Source organism: Streptomyces sp. NPDC003691, from assembly GCF_053981115.1.
Genome location: NZ_JBSFNQ010000060.1, coordinates 14,416 through 31,911, shown reverse-complemented (window position 1 = coordinate 31,911; position 17,496 = coordinate 14,416). Strand labels below are relative to the sequence as shown.

Below are 17,496 nucleotides of genomic sequence, written 5' to 3'. Positions count from 1 at the left end.
AGCGCGGATTCCCCCGGAGCGACGTCAGAACTCACGCGCCGCCACCAGCTTATCGATAGCCTCCACCAATGCCCGGGAAAGGCCATCCCTTCCTGCCACCACTTTCGGAAGCAATTCCTCCACCGACCCTGCCTCGGTCAACGCCCCCCGGAAAACACTCCAGGCCTCGAAGACCAAACGTGTCTGGACCGAAGGAGTTCGCGAGATGATGGCAACCTCGCGAAGATCACGCCGGGATCCCTTCACCTCACGAAGGAACCATATCGTGAAATTCGACTGTTCGGCGATAAACCTTCCGACCAAGACTCGGATATTCAGACCTACGGCATCGCAAGAAAGAATTTGAATCGCAAGGTTGACGCCGACCGAGTTTGAAGGATCCTGAATTTCCCCTGGCGGGTTCCACTCACCGGGAACCTCCTCAAGCCACTCCCAACCTTCCGGCATGGACAAATCCGATTAACCCCTTTCCAAGTAGGCCTGAGCATCATCGCACAGCGACCTCACCCGTGCTTTCTGATCAGCCACCTAGTAGCGCTGAAAGTATCCAACGGTATGTCACTTACCCCACCCGCGTGCAGAACCTGAGAGCAGTAAGTTACGCAGCTTTGATTATCCAGATCGTACGCCGGATAGGCACCCTTCGCAGTCTTTGTCATCATCACTTCAGCGAACGCCATAGCGCCTCCCGGGTTCGGCAACGGGATCCTTATGTTGATGGTCGTCGAAGAAAGGATGGACGGATCAAATTCCTCAACTCCATTATCCGGAAGGCCAACACCACCGAACTGATGCGTGCTGAGCACCTCATCGCCAGATCGAATCGTAATCAAGGCGTGCCCATTGGGTCGATCCAGGTGAACGATTGCCTCCCCGGATGAATTTTCCGAGTTCCCTGAACTCGGGCCACAGTTATGAACCAGGACATTTGCGGAGCCAGCGACAACGTAATACGTATGCAGGTCTTCAACCGTCAGGTTGTGAACCGTCGCCTGTGCAGTCCGCCGTTCCACCGCCGAGATCTGGACCAGCGTGCCGGCGCCCGTACGGAGCCAGTCGCCCGCCGAAAGGTCCGTCGCGTCGATCCAATCGCGCAACTCAGGAACCCAGAACGGGTGGCCGTCGGTGGCGGTGATTTCCGCGGTGGCCGAGCCCTTCCTGCCGTCCGTGTCGATCACGATGTCGACCAGGTTCTTCTCGCCGCGGCCAGTGATCTCGGCCGTCACCGTCTCGACCGCGGTCTCGCCGGTCTCCGGGTCCGTCGCCACAACCTGGTCACCGATGCGGACGTCTTCAATCGGCTTGGTGGAGCCGTCGGCCATCAGGACCAGAGTGCCGGGGGTGAAGCTGTTGCCCGGGTTGGGGCAGGACCCCCCGCCGTCCGAACCGCCCTTGCCTCCCGACCGCTTCGGTGGGGCCTTCACCAGCTGGACCGGTGACCTGACCGGCCTCTCCGCCTTCTTGGCCTCGACCTTCTTCGCCTTCTGGACCGCGTTGCCGGTCTTCTGGGCCTCCTTCTTGGCCGCCCTGACCGCCGCTTCCTTCGCCTTCTGTTTCTTCAGCTGCGCGGCCTTCTTCGCGCGGGCCTTTGCCTCCTTGGCCTTCTTCGCGGCCTCCATGGCCTTCTTGGCCTGCTCGATGACCTTGCGGGCGCGGTCCTGGGCCTTCTTCCAGGCGGAGACCGCCGAGATCATGCTCTTGACCGCGCTGACGATCTTCTTGAACTTGGCGGCCAGGCCGAAGAGGCCGCTCACCGCGCTGAAGGCCAGGCTCGCGCAGGCCCAGAGGTCGCCCCGTGTCGCGCAGCCGACCGCGTCGTCCCAGCCGAGGAATGCCTTCAGCACTCCCCAGCCCGACGAGAGGATGACATCCATCAACGAGACGCCCATGATCCGTTGGGCATCCTGGTATTCGGACCACGACGGGCCGCCGTAGCCCGCCCCGTCGTAGCCGCCGCCTCCGCCGCCGCCCTGGTACGCGGCTGCCAGACCGCTCGGGTCGGCGAAGGTGATGGGGTTGTTGTCGCCGTAGACGTAACCGTTCATCTGGACCGGGTCCGCGATGTCCAGCAGCGGGTCCGGGGAGAGGAAACGGCCGGTCGCCGGCTCGTACTCGCGGGCGCCAAGATGGACGAGGCCCGTGGAGGCGTCGTCGTCACCGCCGATGTAGTCCCGCTGGGAGCGCCATTCGTGGTGCTCGGAGCGGTCCACCCCGAACGGGTCCTTCTTGGAGAACTTGACCGCGTTGCCCGGCGCCAGCTCCACGCTCGCGATGGCCGTGCCGTTGTGGTCCGTGATCTGGGCCGACAGCTCGCTGTTTCCGGCGCTGACGTACCGCATCACGGTCGGCGCGCCCGGCTGGGCGTAGTAGCGCTCGACGGAGGACTCGATCCCGCCGGACGTGGTGAGCTTCGCCTCGCCCAGGTACAGGCTCGTGGTGCCGGAGGACACCGACAGCAGCCGGTCGCCGCCGGGGCCGTAGATGTACGTGGTCTCGTCGGCCGGGGTCCAGGACTGGTTCTCCTGGGTCGCCGCGCCACACGGCGCGAGCTGGAGGTCCGTGCCGATCGGGGCCCCGGCGCCCGGTACGGTCAGGCACTTCTGGGAATCGGCGTGCTGGAGCTTCTTCCCGGCGGCAACCGTCTTCCACTGCTGTCCGGCGGCACCGGTGCAGTCGGCGATGACGACGGGGGTGCCGTCGGCGATTCCGCCGTTCAGCGGGATCGCGCACTTGCCGAGGACCTTCAGCGTGCCGGTGTCCGGGGTCGTCTTCGACGCCGGGTCGATCCGGAAGCGCTGCGCCTTGGTCTCGTTGCAGGAGTACGTCTGGAGCGCGGTGTTCGGCGCGGTCCGGCCACCCGCCAGGTCGAGGCAGCGGCCCGCCGTGTTGGTCCAGGCGCCGGAGCCGTTCTCCCCGAAGCCGGTGACCTTCTCCGCCTTGCCGTCCCAGGTCCAGGCGATGGCCTGTTCCGATCCGGCGCCGTCCTCCCGGGTCAGGGTGTTGCCACCCGCGTCGTAGGTCCTGGTCGCCTCCTTGGTGACCTCCGCCCCGGCTGCCGTCCTGGACGTCGTCTGGATTTTGGTCAGGGTGTGGGGCTGCGCCCCGCCCGTCTTTCCGTAGGTGTAGCGGGTGGTGATGTCCTTCGTGGCGTCGAGACCCGGGTCGTGCTTGACCAGGGAGTCCCGCTGGCCCAGTTCGTCGTAGCGGTACGACTGCCAGTAGCCGTCGTTCGCCGCCGACACGTTCTTGGTGCCGTCGGGGTACTCGGGCGCGGCGCTCGTCTTGCCCGGTGCCGTACAGCCGGCGGATGCCGTCCATGCCTCGGTCAGCTGGCCGAGGATGTCGTAGCTGAAGCACTGCTGTTCGGTGGTGCCGTTGCCGAAGGCGTCGCGGACCGAGGTGACATTGCCCGACAGGTCGTAGCCGTACCGCCGGTCGTTGACGCGGTGGCCCGTGACGGTCGTGGTGTCGCTGATGGACTGCCGGTCGACGATGCTGCGCTCCAGCGCGCCCGTGCTCTCGTTGTAGAGGTTGGTGTTCCAGACACGGTGCGGGTTCTCACCGCTGACGGTCCGCATCACCTGGCCGTACGGGCTGTACACCGTTCCGGAGGTGTACCACTCCTTGCCCGAGGTGGAGATCGGCAGCCCGTCCTCGTTGTACCGGGTGACGACCTTCTCCGGGGTCAGGGCACCCACGGCAGGCAGGCTGACAGCGTCCATCCGGCCCGTACGGTCGGAGTACTCGTAGCTGTAGCTGTAGGTCTGCTGGAGGCCGTGCCTACTCGCGATGTCCGTAGGCAGGGTCAGCTTTGTGCCGGTGGGCTGGTAGTCGGAGGTGTATCCGGTGACCTCCTCGGTGTAGGGCTTGTTGTCGGTGTACCGGGTGGAGCCGGAGGGCAGTCCGACCGCTCCGGTGATCTGGTCGTAGCTGGTCTTCTGGAGCAGGGTCGCGGGGCCCGTGCCGTTTTCGAGCAGGACCTCCGTCGGGCGCGACAGGGCGTCGTACTTCGTCTGCACCCAGTTCGACCGGCCGTCGCGCGCCCGGACGGGCCGCCCCGCCAGGTCGTACTCGGTGAGGCTGGTCCCGGCGTCCGGGTCGACGGCCTCGGTCTGGCGGCCCAGGGCGTCGAACTTCCAGGACCAGGTGTAGCCCTTGGGGTTCTTGGCCGAGATCAGGTCGCCGCGGGTGTCGTAGTCGTACGCGGTGGAGCGCCAGGCGGTCCGGCCGTGGTCGGTGAAGGTGTCCATCCGGACGGTACGGCCGAGAGCGTCGCTCCACTCCCGCTGGGCGGCGGCGCCCGCGGGCGGGATGGAGATGGCGTAGTCGAGTCCGAACTCGCTGCGGTTCGCCTTCTCCGGCTTGGGCACGCCAGCCTCGTACGGGGTCTCGGCCAGGGTGCGGCCCAGGCCGTCGTACTTGTAGAGGGTGGCGTTGGGGATCTTGCTGTCGGTGGCGTCCACCGGCTCGTACATCTGCCGCTGCGGCTCGTCCTTCACGAAGTAGCCGTTGTTGGTGCGGCGGATGCTGCCGTTGGCGCTGTACAGGATGTCGGTGATCAGCCGGCCCTTGCCGACGGCCGGCTCCTGCTTCTGCCGCTCACGGCCCAGACCGTCGTAGAAGACGACGGACTCCGCATAGCCGCCCTCTTCGAGCAGTGCCCGCGAGACGACATAGGGCGGCTGGCCGGAGGGGGTGTGGTACTCGAAGAGCGCGGATGCCTCGTCGCCGGTCTGGGACGGCGCGAACGCCTTGGTCGTCCGGCCGAGTGCGTCGTAGACGAAGCGGGTGGTGCGGCCGTTGGCGTCGGTCTCCTTCAGGGCCGAACCGCGGCCGGGTTCCACTTCGCTGACCGACTTGTGGCCGAGCGCGTTCTCCGTGGTGACGGAGTGGACCTGGCCGGTGGCCGGGGTATAGGTGATGGTCTCGGTGCTGTTGGTGGCGTCGGTGGTGGTTTTGGTCCGGCCGTAGGAGTCGTACGTCAGCTTGGAGCTGGGCGCGGTCTCCCACTGGTCCCCGCCGGGGGTCAGCTGCCAGGAGGACGTGGTCAGCCCGTCGGTCGGTACGGCGCCGAAGGCGACGTCGTCGTAGGTGACCCGGGAGCCCGACATCGCCTTGACGGAGGTTCCGGTCGCCGAGCAGAGCCCGGTGGTGGTCTTCGTCTCCTTGCTGAGGCCGATCAGGTGGGCCCCGGTGTTGTGGACATAGCTCAGCCGGGAGCAGGTCTCGTCGCCGGACCGGCCGGTGTCCCCGTGGAACTCCACCTGGACCGGCAGGTCGTGGACGTTCTCGTACTCCGTGGTGGTACGGGTGGTCCGCTCGGTGCGGATGTCGTCGTCCGTGTGCTGATTGGTGTCGGTACGGGTACCGGACGAGGCGGTCACGGTCATGCTGGAGTCCTCCAGCACCCGGTACGCCTTGAGGTCGGGGATCCCGCCGCCGCGGATCCGGGTGGCGAGCACCTTGTGCCGCGGTGTGTCGACCTCCCGGGTGACGACCGTGCCGCCCACCTTGGTGTACGTCAGGGTTTCGGCGACCCGGCCCTGGTAGGGAAGGGCGTCGCGGGCGATGTCCTGGCCCTTGCTGTCCTTCATGACGACCGAGCGGGTCTGCCCGTTCGGCAGCTTGTCGCCGTCCATGCCGCGGAAGTAGCGCGCCTCGGTCTGAGAGCGCTGGGTGCCCTGGTAGGTGTCGGCCGAGTCGGCTCCGCTGATGGTGCGGACGGTCTCGAAGCCGCGCCACTGGTCGTAGGTGCGGGTCTTCTTCTTGGAGAACTCGGCTTGGTTGAGTGCCCAGGCGCCGCCGTCGAGGTACTGGTACTCGGTGCTCACCGCGGGCGTGCCGATGATGCCGGACAGCTCGTCGACCCGGTCCACGACGTACTTGTTGAACCAGGCGGTCTTCTCGCCGGCCTTGTTCGGGTCGGGGTGCCAGAACGCGGGGAAGCAGAGGCCCGTGTTCGCCTCGGGCGACGGGAATCCGGTGCCGGTCCGGCAGGGCCCGGTGGGCTGCCGGTAGTGGACCTGCGTCTCGCCGCCGTACTCGTTGACGATCTTGGAAATCCGCAGCCGGTCGTACAGCGGGCTGGCGTCCCCGGGCCCCTTGACCCGGTTGGGCATGGGGTTCGTGTTGGCGACGAACTCGACCGGGTTGATCTTGGCGGTTTTGCCGTCGGGGCCGTGACCGTAGCGGGTGATCTTGTCCAGCCAGAGGGCCGTGCCCTCGTCGGTCTTCTCCGCGGGCAGCGACTGGTCCAGGTCCCAGGTGTCGACCTTGGACAGCGCGGTGGAACCGGGGGTGCGCTGGGTCCAGGTGGTCACCGAGTCCAGGCGCTTGCGGGACCAGAACGTCGGCAGCGGGACGAAGCACTCCTTGCCGGTGGCGCCCGAGCAGTACAGATCGGCCGGGGTGTCGTACCAGATCCGGTTCTTCTCGAAGTCACCGGAGGTGAAGTTGGCCTCGGTACAGCTGACCGTGCCTTCCCGGAAGCACCGCTCGGCCTCGTCGAAGGTCACCCGGGAGATCGGCGGGGCGGTGAAGAGGGAGTCGGCGCGCTGACCGTAGTCGATCTTCTTGAGCCAGCCGCCGCGGTCGTACTTCACGGGCTGCTTGAACTTGAAGTTCCGGGCGTAGTAGTTGCCCTCCTGGCTCCACCAGAGGGACATGGCGTTGCCCTTGGTGTCCACGACGTAGTCGAGGTTCCAGCGCCAGGCCTGGCTGCAGAAGGAGTTGGCGAACGCGGCGTCGTAGCAGGGCTCGCCGGGCTGGTTGCCGGAGACCGGGATGACGTACGTCGCGCCGGTGGTCTCCTTTCCGGTGGTCCAGCCGGGCAGCCGGTGGCGGCCGAAGAAGTACTGCATGCCGTCCCGGGTGGTGACCTTCCAGTACTCCCCGTCGTCGTCGCCGCTGGGCGTCGCGCTGCCTTTGGCGATGTCGGGGTCCTTCACCAGCTCGACGCGGGAACCGTCGCCGTTGGCCGTGACCCACTTGTTCGAGTGGGGGGTGGCCTTGTCGGCGTCGTCGAGGACCAGTTCGGTGGTGGTACCGCCGAGGGTGAGTACCGCGTTGTACGAGCCCCAGCAGAGGTCGGTGGTCTTCCGCCGGGTGTTGTTGCCGCCTTCGGTGTCGTCGCGGCAGGAGCGGTAGGTCCGGGTGATGGAGCCGGGGTTGTAGTCCCAGCCGTCACCGACCCAGGAAGGCTGGTTGTTGGTGACGGAGGTGGCTCCGTCCACGGCCTGCGAGCTGTAGCCGAAGGCCAGGTTCGGCGAGGGGCCGCCGGGGACGCTCGGGGCGTGGAGCTTGTAGTTGTACGAGAAGCCTCCGGAGCTGCTGCCGGCCGTCCATTCACCGGCGCTGGGCAGCGGGGTGGCGGAGAAGTCTCCCTTGTCGCCGCTTCCCTTGGCGGTGGCGACCAGAACGCTGGCGCCCGCTGCCGCGGCCTTCTCGGCGAAGGCCGACCGGGTGGAGGCGGGCCGGGCGAAGGGCGCTTCGCCGCCCGCTTCGCTCGGGGCCCGGTGGAGGGCGGGCACGATACCGCCCGGCGTCGTCTTCGAGGACGACGCCCGGTCGGCGGTCGCACCGGAGCCGGACTTGCTGCCGGACTTGGCCGCGGCGGGCGGGGTCGCGGGGTCGGTCAGGCTCGCGACGTTCAGGGTCGCTTTGATCTGACGGGTGCCGTCGAGCTTGCCGTCACCGGGGGCGTCGGTCGCCGCCGGGGTGACGATGTTCTCGGTTCCGACCTCGACCGGCTCCGAGCAGGGCTCGACATCAGGGGTGGTCAGGAAACAGGACGGGAACTGTGTGAGCTGGAGCCGGTCGGCCCAGTTGGCGCCGTACAGCTCGGCGAAGCGGGTGTAGTCGAGGGCGACGACCGCTTCCCCGGTCGCCGTGGCCGGCGGGGTGACCGTGAAGACGACGCCTTCGATGTTCCGGTCGGCCAGGGCGGTCTGGTCGGCGACGGACACCTGCCAGTTGCCCTGGAGCGCCGCCGCCTCCGCCGGAGTGGCCGCCGCGGGCGCGCCGACCTGCAGTGGGGTGGTGCCCACGGGCACGGTCTGGCCCGGGGTGAGCGCGGTAACAGGCTGGCTGGCCGCGGCCGCGGGCGGGGCGGTCGTCTGCTCCGCCTCGTAGTCGTCGACGATCGGGACCGTGCCGGTGGTCAGATCGGCGAAGACACCGCCGTCCTCACCGGGTACCGGTACCTCTTCCGGCAGGTCGAGCAGATCGACGCCCGACCGCGGGGTGGGCGGGGGCACGGCGTTCGCCCCCGGCAGCATGCCCACGGTGAGCGCCACCGACAGAATTCCGATGACACCGACGCGCCGTTTCAGGCGTCGGTGTCTCTGTGCTTTCGAGTCGGGGAGACTCCCCCGACCGCTCCACGAAAGGGATCTCCACACGACGGCCGCAGCCCTCCAAATGCTCGACTGAAAACCGGGCTCCGGAGACGCGGGCAATGAACTGCCCGCGGAACGGCCCGGGTTCGAGGAAATTGAACGAGCGGCATCGTCTGCGAGGAATTCAGGAGCCGTCAAACAATGACCTCAAACCTCTTGTGACATAAATCACGCCGCATTGATGGCCACTTCTTGACAATCCGACCGAGTGGGCAAAATCGCCCATATTCGCCACGCCTCACCTCAAAACTGCTGTGACGCCCAGCAAATCCAATGAATCCGGACCTTTCGCACGGCATTCCTGGGCGTGGCACTCCGGCAACCCGCGATTTCCGTAGTGTCAACCTTGAAGCCCTCACACTCCCGCGGTGGCACGGCGATGCGAAATATCGCGGAGTCGGACCGGCCCGGATCACACCGGGATTTCTTCATAATCACCTGGAGAACAGCAGGCGATCTGGCCGCAGGGTGCCCGATCGGTCATGCTGCTGCCGCTCCCGTCCCGGCCTTGGCCGTACTTTCCGTCCACCTTCGCCACCCGTGGAAATAGGACACCCCTTGAGAACGCTCAAGAGATGTCGGAATTTCGCGAACGGCCGATACGTGCATGGGTAAATCGGCCCGGACCCGACCAGGAACGGAGCCGGGGAGCCACCGGCGCACCCCCGACGCGCACCGCGCGGAGGGGCCGTCCGGTGACACGGCTTCGTACGACATGCGGACCTGCGCGACCCGAACCTGCCCCGCCGTCCACGGCACGGGCGGTCGCCGGTCGCGCCCAGGGGAGGGGAATCCAAGCACCGTGGATCGTCGTCGTCTTATCCGGGCACTGCCCCGGCGCACCACGGCGGGGGTCGCGGCCCTGGTAGCCGCGGCCCTGGGCGCCGTACTGCTCGTCCCCGACGGGGACTCGTCCGAATCCGAGAACAGACCCGAACCGGCCCGCGCAGCCGCGCCCCTCGACGAGAACCTGGCGCAGCGCGAGGCCGTACGAACCGGCAGGAAGGTCGAGGTCGCGACGCTGCGCACCACGAACTCCACCACCTATGCCCGGCCGGACCGCACCTTCGAACTGACCTCGCACACGGCACCGGTCCGGGCCCGGGTGGACGGAGCCTGGAAACCCATCGACACCAACCTGGAGCGGACGAAGGGCGGCTGGCGGCCCAAGGCGGCCGCGGACTCCGTGGTCTTCCACACCGGGAACCCCGCGTCGAAGGCCGGCTTCACCGATATGGTCACCCTCACTTCAGGCGGCCACCGGATGACGGTCGGCTGGCCCGGGAAGCTCCCCGAACCGGAGATCGACGGGGCGACCGCGCTCTACCGCGGTGTCTTCGACGGGGTCGACCTGATGCTCACCGCCCGGGACTCCGGCTACACGCACGTCCTGGTGGTGCATAACGCGAAGGCCGCGGCGAATCCGAAGCTCGCGGCCCTGTCGTACCGCTACAGCTCCCCGGACCTGACGTTCCACCACAATCCGCGGTCCCAGGTCGTGGTGGGGAAGAACAAGGCGGGCGAGGACATCGCCGTATCCCCGACCCCGTTCATGTGGGATTCGGGCGGGCGGAACACGGTCGGTGCCGACTCCCCCGCGGCGCCGCCGCGGAACGCCCGGGGCGTCTTCGCGCTGAAGGGCCTGGCGGGCCCGCAGCCCGGCGGCAAGGCCGCCGCGCTGACCGGATCCTTCCAGGGGGGCGGCACCTCCAGCGGGGTACTGCGGATGGTGCCGGACCGGGCGATGCTGTCGGCGAAGAACACCGTCTGGCCCGTCTTCATCGACCCTCCGGCGAACGGCAAGAACAAGGCCTGGACCACTGTCTACTCCAGATACCCGGACTCGAGCTTCTGGGACGGCCGGAACTTCAACTCCGGTACGACCGAGGCGCGTGTCGGCTTCGAGTCGGACACCATGGGCACGTCACGGTCGTTCTTCAGGCTGGGCTGGGAGAGCAACCTCAAGGGCGCCGATATCAAATCGGCCACCGTCCGGCTGCGGAACACCTACTCCTGGTCCTGCCAGTCCCGGGAGATGCAGGTCGCCCGGGTGGGCGAGATCTCTCCGGAGACGGCCTGGCGCGAATCCCTGCAGCCCAACACGATCAAGCAGATCGGCGCGAAGAGCTTCGCCCACGGCTGGAGCGGCTCCTGCCCCGACCGGGACGTCGAATTCGATGCCGTGCCGGTCGCCCAGGATCTGGCCGACGAGGGGAAGAAAAGTGTCACCATCCGCCTGATGGCCACCGATGAGCGGAACAACGGTGACGGCGCCTACTCCTGGAAGAAGTTCAACGCCGAGGGCGAATCGTCTCCGAAGATCAATATGATCTACAACAGGAAGCCGACCGAGCCGGTGAATCTGCGGATGAGCCCCGGCGGCGGCTGCTCGGTCAAGGCGCCGCATCCTCAGGTGGGCAAGAGCGACCTCGTCTTCTCGGCGAAGAGTTCGGACCCCGACAAGAACCTCTCGCATCTGGACTTCGAGATCTGGCGGAGCGGCAGCACCACCAAGTTCGTGGACACCGAAGTCCCGGTGAAGGCGGACGGTACGGAGAGCGTCACGGTCCTGTCGACGAGCCCGCATCTGGTGGACGGAGCGACCTACCACTGGGCGGTGCGCGCCAAGGACGACATGGGGTCGTACTCGACCTACGGACCCCCGGGATCGGAACCCTGCACCTTCGTCTACGACTCACGTTCCCCCAGCTCGCCGAAGGTGGACTCGCCCACCGGTGACTTCCCCGAGGACAACGCGGGCGGGGTTTGGAGCAAGAACCCTTACGGCAGCCCGGGCAAGTTCCGGATCCTGCCGGGCGGCACCAACGAAGAGGTGGTGACGTACAAGTACTCCTTCAACCGGGAGTCGTACGACCTGGAAGTCACCGCGGCGGACGCCCGGAAGGTGAACCCGTCGACCGGTCTGGAGGAGGGTTTCGTACCCCTGCGGCTGCCTCCGACGGCCGGCCCCAATGTGCTCTATGTGAAGGCCGTCAACGGCTTCAACAACGAGTCCAAACCGGCCAAGTACCTCTTCTACGTCACCCCCCGGGACAAGTCCGATGCCCCGGGCGATGTCACCGGTGACGGCCAGCCCGACCTCTATGCCATCGACGGGGACGGCGACCTCCGTCTCTATCCGTCGGACCGGCCGGGCGCCCACAACCAGGAGGGCGAGCTGCACTCGTCGCTGGCCGCCGCCCATGACGCCGGGATCCAGCTGGAGAAGACGTCCGAATACGCCACGTACTGGATGAGCAGCACCGGTGCCCCCGCGCTGATCAGCCACAACGGCGACTTCATGCCGGCCGACGGGGTGACGGACCTGGTGGCCCGGATGCCGGACGGCAAGCTGTATCTGTACCCGGGCGACGGCTACGGCAGTTTCGACATCAACGAGCGGATCGGCATCCAGCTGCCGTCGAACGCGCCCGCCCCGTCCACGTTCAGCCAGATCCTGGCGGTCGGCAGCGTCTCCGGCGACAAGCAGCCGGAGCTGTTCGTCACGGCGGGCGACGCACTCTGGGCGTTCACCGGCTACTCGGGCGCCCGGTTCGAGAAGGCAACCCAGCTCAGCGCCACCGGGTGGACCAACCGGGACCTGGTGAACGTCGGCGATGTCAACGGCGACGGTCCGGCGGACCTGGTGTACCGGTCCTTCGACACCGGCAACCTGCAACTGCGCCGCGGCAAGGCCGCCACCGGCGGCGGTACGGACCTGGCCTCGCTGGGCAGTGCCGCGGCCTCCCAGACCGGGACGGACACCGGGTACGGCACCGGCTGGACCGCCGCCAATATCCGGCTGCTGATGGGCACGCCCGACGCCAGCGCCAACGGGACCCCCGATATGTGGGCGGTCGACGGTACCGGTGCGGTCCGCTTCTACTCGACCACCGCGACCGGCACCGGTCCGCCGAAGACGGTGATCACCGGTGGCTGGACTCTGACGAAGGCCATCGGCTGATGCGGCCGGGGGTACGGATCGCTGCCGGGCTGGGCCTGGCCGTCGCCCTGCTGACGGGCTGTACGGGCAGCGGCGGAGGCGGCGGGGACGGTGACTTCAGGGTGGCTGCTCAGCCCAGTCCCGAGGCGGCCGGTGCGCCGTCCGCGCTCGCCCTCGGCGGCGGAAAGGTCGCCGGATACAGCGTCGGCGTACCGGCGGCGGCCGAGCGGATCGCGCCCGGAGACGTACGGCCGGAACCGCGGGAGTGCGCGGCGCTGGCATACGCCGTCGCGGGCACCGCGGCCGGGAAGCCCCGGGCGAGCGAGTCCCGGCGGGCCACCGGGAAGGGGGTCACCACGGTGGTGACGATCGCCTCCTACGACGGCGAAAGCGGCGCGGTGGCGGCCCTGGAGCAGGTGAGCGCGGCCGCGGAGGTCTGCGCCGCCGGCTTCACCTTCGCGGTGAAGGGCGAGCGGCGGGAGGTCACCGCGGTGACCAGGACGCTGGCCCCGCCGGGCACCGACCAGGCCATGGCGTTCACCACGACCGCGAGCACGGCCGGAGCACAGGTTCCGGTCGAGGTGGTGGTGGTACGCACGGGCAGCAGGGCGGGCTGGTTCACGGCCGCGCCGGCGCCGGGTACGAAGCCCGGCAAGGGCGCGGCCGGGGTGCCGAAGGAGGTGGTGGACGCGCAGGTGGCGAAGCTGCTGGGCTGAGCCGCAGGCCACTGCAGTGGCGGCTCGCCCGGAGCCGTCACGAACGGAAACAGCCCGCCCGGAGCCGTTCACGGCCGGGACCGGCCCGCCGGGGTTCCCCGCCCCCGGCGGGCCGGTCCGTTCGCCGCCCCGGCCCCCGGCTCAGCGGGCCAGTTCGTCCGCGGGGCCCATCACGATCAGGGGCCGGGCGGAGCGGCGCAGGGTGCGCAGGAGTTCCTTCATGCGGTCGCGGGGCAGGCCGATGCAGCCTTCCGTGCCGCCACCGTGGCCGATGTGCACCCAGATACCGCCGCCGCGCCGGGTGCCCAGCGGACGGCCCCAGTCCGAGGGGGTGCGGCCGGGGTAGCGGTTGTAGTCGATGGCGAGGACGTAGTCGAAGGCCCCGGCCTTCGGCTCGTCCTCGAAGTTGAGGCCGCCGACGGTGTAGATGGGGTCCCGGTGGTACGGGAGTTCGGTGCCGGGGTCGGCCAGTTTTCCGCCCGCGTCGGTGAGGGTGAAGGTGCCGACGGGGCTGCGCAGGTCGCCCTGGACATGGTGGCTGCTCCAGCCCTTGTGGCCGTTGCGCGCGGGCCAGACCTGCGAGGTGGGCCGCCAGCCGACCGTGCGGCGTTCGTAGAGGACGGCCCGGCAGACGTTGGAGTCTGCGGACTCCCCGGTGACCACCAGGACCTGGCGGGTGCGGGCGCCGATACCGGCCCGGGTCCGGGGGCCGAGGCCGGGTATCTCCGCCGGGCGGCGGGCCACGGGCGAGGGCGCGGGGTCCGGGGTGGCGGGGTCCGGGGTCGCGGGGGCGGTCGGGGCCGACAGTTCCTGAGGGCCGCCGGAGGCCTTCTCCCCCGCCGAGCAGGCGGAGAGAAGGGCCGCCGCGCCGAGCGTGAGGGCGGCCCGGCGGGTGCGGGGGGAATCGGGTTTCGGGTTCATGGCGGTTCTGCTGCTTTCCGGGGGCGGTCGTCGGTCCGTGCTCGAAGGCCTCCGGGGTGCGGGGCAGCGAGGGCTTCCCGGCCCGGAAGGACCTTCCGTACGAGGAGCAACCGGCTGGGGTCCGCTCCGGGTTGCCCCCGGGCAGCGGCCGGGTTCCCGCCGCCGCAGATAGTTGACGTACCGTCAAAGCCCGGATGGAGGAAGCCCGCCGGGACGGCCTCCGGCGCATCCCGCCGTCAGACGGGAGGCTGAGCGGGGCTCGGTCTCAGGTCGCAGTGGGGCGGGCGCGGGATGGGACCCGGGAGGTACGGGGTCCGGCCCCGTAGATGACGATCTTGAGGGGTGGTCCGGCCTACCGTCCGGTACATGATCTCCAACCGACGCGGCCCGGTGGCCGCACTGCTCGCCCTGGCCGTGACCCTCCCCCTCGTACAGACCGCCGTCGCTGCGCCCGCGCCCGAACCGGGCCCGGCGGCCCGGGACGCGGCCGTACGGAAGGTGGAACTGCCCCGCCCGGCCGGGCCGCACGCCGTCGGTGTGTCGGCCCTGCATCTGACGGAGGCCGGGCGGCCCGACCCGTGGGTCCCGGAGGCGGGGGAACGGCAGACCATGGTCACCCTGCACTATCCCGCCGCGGCGGGCACGGGCGGCGGTCCCCGGCAGTACATGACACTCGCCGAGGCCCGCGCGCTGGCCGCGCATATGGGACCGGAGGCGATTCCGCCCGGCAGCGAGGAGAAGGTGACGGCCACCCGGACCTGGGCGCGGCAGGAGGCCCGGCCGCTGAAGGCGAAGTTCCCGCTGGTCGTACTCTCGCCGGGGTTCGGCGCGCCCCGGGTGTCACAGACGCATCTCGCGGAGGACCTCGCCTCCCGCGGCTATGTGGTGGCTTCCGTGGACCACGCCTACGAGTCCGCGGCCACCGCGTTCCCCGGCCGGGGCGTGCTGCCGTGCGTGGCGTGCGTGAAGGGCGACAACGGGGAGATCACGTATGCGGACGTCACCCGGGAGCGGGCGAAGGACGTCTCGCACCTCCTCGACCGGCTGACCGGGCCGCGTTCCGTGTGGAAGCACTCCGGGACGATCGACGCCCGGAAGATCGGTATGGCGGGGCACTCCATCGGCGGGGCCTCGGCCGCGCACACCATGGCCACGGACCGGCGGGTCGACGCGGGCATCAACATGGACGGCAGCTTCTTCGTGCCGGTGCCCGCCGACGGTCTGGGCGGGCGGCCGTTCCTGCTGATGGGCGCCGGGGACGCCGGACCGGGCACCGGCGACGGGAGCTGGGACGCGGGCTGGCGGCAGCTGTCCGGCTGGAAGCGCTGGCTGACCGTGCGGGGCAGCGGGCACTACGACTTCAGCGATATGCCGGTCCTCACGGACGCGCTGGGGGTGCCGCCCGCGCCGGGCGCCCCGGCGGGCGACCGGATGGCCCGGCTCAACCGGGTCTACGCGGCGGCCTTCTTCGACCGGCATCTCAAGAAGGTGCCCCGCCCGGTGCTGAACGGGCCGACCGCCGGGCACCCGGAGGTCCTGTTCCACACCCCCTGACACCTGCCGCACGAGGGCGGAGGCGCGGCACCGACACACCCGTGGGTGCCGGACGGGCGCGGGGTCCGGGGCTACAGTCGGACCGGCCGGAAACCGGAACGGCGCCCGTGTCGATCCGGGAGGCCCCCCGTTCGACCTACGGGTGAGAGGGTCCGGACCGCGGGCCCGGTGACGCAGGGAGCGGGACCATGAAGTACATGCTGATCATGAGGGCCGACGACGAGGGCCTCGCGAAGATGATGAACGCCGACTTCGACGAGATCCTCACGACGATGGGCCGGTTCAACGACGAGCTGATCCGCGCCGGAGTGCTGGTCGCGGCCGAGGGCCTCGACTCCTCGGGCGGGGTCGTCGTCGACTACTCCACGGACCCGCCGCTGGTCACCGACGGCCCCTACGGTGAGACGAAGGAGCTGTTCGGCGGGTTCTACATTCTGAATGTGGCGTCGAAGGAGGAGGCCGTCGAGTGGGCCAGGCGCTCGCCGATGACGGGCGCCGGGTTCAAGACCGAGATCCGCCGGATCACCTCCATCGACGAGTTCCCGCAGGACAACGAGTGGGTTCGCAAGGAGCGGGTGTGGCGGGAGGCCACCGGCCAGCTCTGAGCACCCGCCCGGAACGGAGCGCACAGTCATGGCCGACCCCACCGGCCGGGACGCCGTCGCCGCCGTCTGGCGGATCGAGTCGGCGCGGATCACCGGCGCGCTCGCGCGCTGGACCGGTGATTTCGCCCTGGCCGAGGACCTCGCCCAGGAGGCACTGGCCGAGGCCCTGGTGACCTGGCCGCGCGAGGGCGTGCCCCGCAGCCCGGCGGGGTGGCTGCTGACCGTCGGGCGGCGGCGGGCGATCGACGCCTTCCGCCGTCGGCGGGCGCTCGACGAGCGGTATGCCGCCCTCGCCCGCGACCTCGGGGAGGGCGGCGCCGTCACGGGCGGTGCCCCGGCCGGTCCGGTGCCGGACGGCGGGGATGTGCTGTGGGATCCGGACCGCGTCGACGACGACGTGCTGGCGCTGATGTTCGTCTCCTGTCATCCGGTGCTCTCCCGGGAGGCGGGCGTCGCCCTGACCCTGCGGGTGGTGGGCGGGCTGACCAGCGACGAGATCGCCCGGGTCTTCCTCGTACCGACGGCGACCGTGCAGGCACGGATCACCCGGGCGAAGAAGACGCTGCGGGCGTCCGGTGTGCCGTTCGCGGTGCCCGCGGCCGGAGAGCGCCGGGAACGGCTCGGCCCGGTGCTGAGCGTGGTCTATCTGATCTTCACGGAGGGTTCGTCGGCCACCACGGGCGATACGGTCATCCGGCTGGACCTGGCGAGCGAGGCGCAGCGGCTGGCCCGGGTGCTGAGCCGACTGGTGCCGGACGAACCCGAGGTCCACGGGCTGCTCGCGCTGCTGGAACTGACCGCGGCACGCTTCCCGGCCCGGATCGGTCCGGACGGCGGACCGGTGCTGCTGGAGCGGCAGGACCGCAGCCGCTGGGACCGGGCCGCGATCCGCCGCGGCCGGGCGGCGCTGGCCCGGGCCGAGCGGATCGGCCGGGGCCTGGGGCCGTACGGACTCCAGGCGGCGATCGCCGAGTGCCATGCGGTGGCGCCGTCGGTCGCGGCGACCGACTGGGAGCGGATCGTGCTGCTCTACGAGGCGCTCGGCACCGTGGCGCCGTCACCGGTGGTCGATCTCAACCGCGCGGTCGCCCTGTCCATGGCCCGGGGACCGGCGGAGGCCCTGACGGTGGTGGACGGCCTGGTGGCGGCGGGTGCGCTGGCGCACTCCCCGTTGCTGCCGGGTGTCCGCGGTGAGCTGCTGGCCGGGCTCGGCCGGACCGCGGAGGCGCGTACGGAGCTGGAGCGGGCGGTACGCCTGTGCGGCAACGAACGCGAACGGGAGGTGCTGCGGGGCAAGCTGGCGGAGCTGGGCGAGGGGGCCGAGTGACGGGGGGATGGGCGGCTCCCGGAAAACCCCTGGC

At 69.6% G+C, this 17,496-nt stretch carries 8 protein-coding genes; 5 read left to right on the top strand and 3 right to left on the bottom strand.

Annotated features, from left to right (window positions below; translation table 11 throughout):
- Window positions 1–24 precede the first annotated feature (24 nt).
- Together ACWDR0_RS24875 and ACWDR0_RS24870 are read right to left on the bottom strand one after the other, a co-directional pair.
- Window positions 25–453: a hypothetical protein gene (locus tag ACWDR0_RS24875; protein ID WP_456353972.1), complete on the bottom strand. Its 429-nt coding sequence runs from the start codon at window positions 451–453 to the stop codon at window positions 25–27.
- A gap of 50 nt (window positions 454–503) precedes the next feature.
- A complete protein-coding gene (locus ACWDR0_RS24870; protein WP_456353971.1) occupies window positions 504–8,294 on the bottom strand; it encodes a ricin-type beta-trefoil lectin domain protein in 7,791 nt (2,596 codons plus the stop codon).
- Window positions 8,295–9,198: 904 nt separating this feature from the next.
- On the opposite strand from ACWDR0_RS24870, the gene ACWDR0_RS24865 reads away from it, so the two are divergent.
- Together ACWDR0_RS24865 and ACWDR0_RS24860 are read left to right on the top strand one after the other, a co-directional pair.
- Window positions 9,199–12,360, top strand: a complete 3,162-nt coding sequence (locus tag ACWDR0_RS24865; RefSeq protein ID WP_456353970.1) for a VCBS repeat-containing protein — start codon at window positions 9,199–9,201, stop codon at window positions 12,358–12,360.
- Window positions 12,360–13,055, top strand: a complete 696-nt coding sequence (locus tag ACWDR0_RS24860; RefSeq protein WP_456353969.1) for a hypothetical protein — start codon at window positions 12,360–12,362, stop codon at window positions 13,053–13,055. The genes ACWDR0_RS24865 and ACWDR0_RS24860 overlap by 1 nt, the downstream gene beginning before the upstream one ends.
- Before the next feature lie 141 nt (window positions 13,056–13,196).
- Here ACWDR0_RS24860 and ACWDR0_RS24855 read toward each other — a convergent pair whose 3' ends face one another.
- Window positions 13,197–13,976, bottom strand: a complete 780-nt coding sequence (locus ACWDR0_RS24855; RefSeq protein WP_456353968.1) for a L,D-transpeptidase family protein — start codon at window positions 13,974–13,976, stop codon at window positions 13,197–13,199.
- Between the two features lie 366 nt (window positions 13,977–14,342).
- On the opposite strand from ACWDR0_RS24855, the gene ACWDR0_RS24850 reads away from it, so the two are divergent.
- The 3 genes from ACWDR0_RS24850 to ACWDR0_RS24840 all read left to right on the top strand — a co-directional run bounded on the left by ACWDR0_RS24850 (window position 14,343) and on the right by ACWDR0_RS24840 (window position 17,462).
- Window positions 14,343–15,530 carry an alpha/beta hydrolase family protein gene (locus ACWDR0_RS24850; RefSeq protein WP_456353967.1) on the top strand — a complete coding sequence of 396 codons (1,188 nt, stop codon included), beginning with the start codon at window positions 14,343–14,345 and terminating at the stop codon, window positions 15,528–15,530.
- Window positions 15,531–15,718: 188 nt separating this feature from the next.
- Window positions 15,719–16,135, top strand: coding sequence for a YciI family protein (locus ACWDR0_RS24845; RefSeq protein WP_456353966.1), 417 nt, complete (start codon window positions 15,719–15,721; stop codon window positions 16,133–16,135).
- 28 nt (window positions 16,136–16,163) lie between these two features.
- On the top strand, window positions 16,164–17,462 hold the full coding sequence (locus ACWDR0_RS24840) for an RNA polymerase sigma factor (RefSeq protein ID WP_456353965.1): 1,299 nt from the start codon (window positions 16,164–16,166) through the stop codon (window positions 17,460–17,462).
- Window positions 17,463–17,496: the final 34 nt, after the last annotated feature.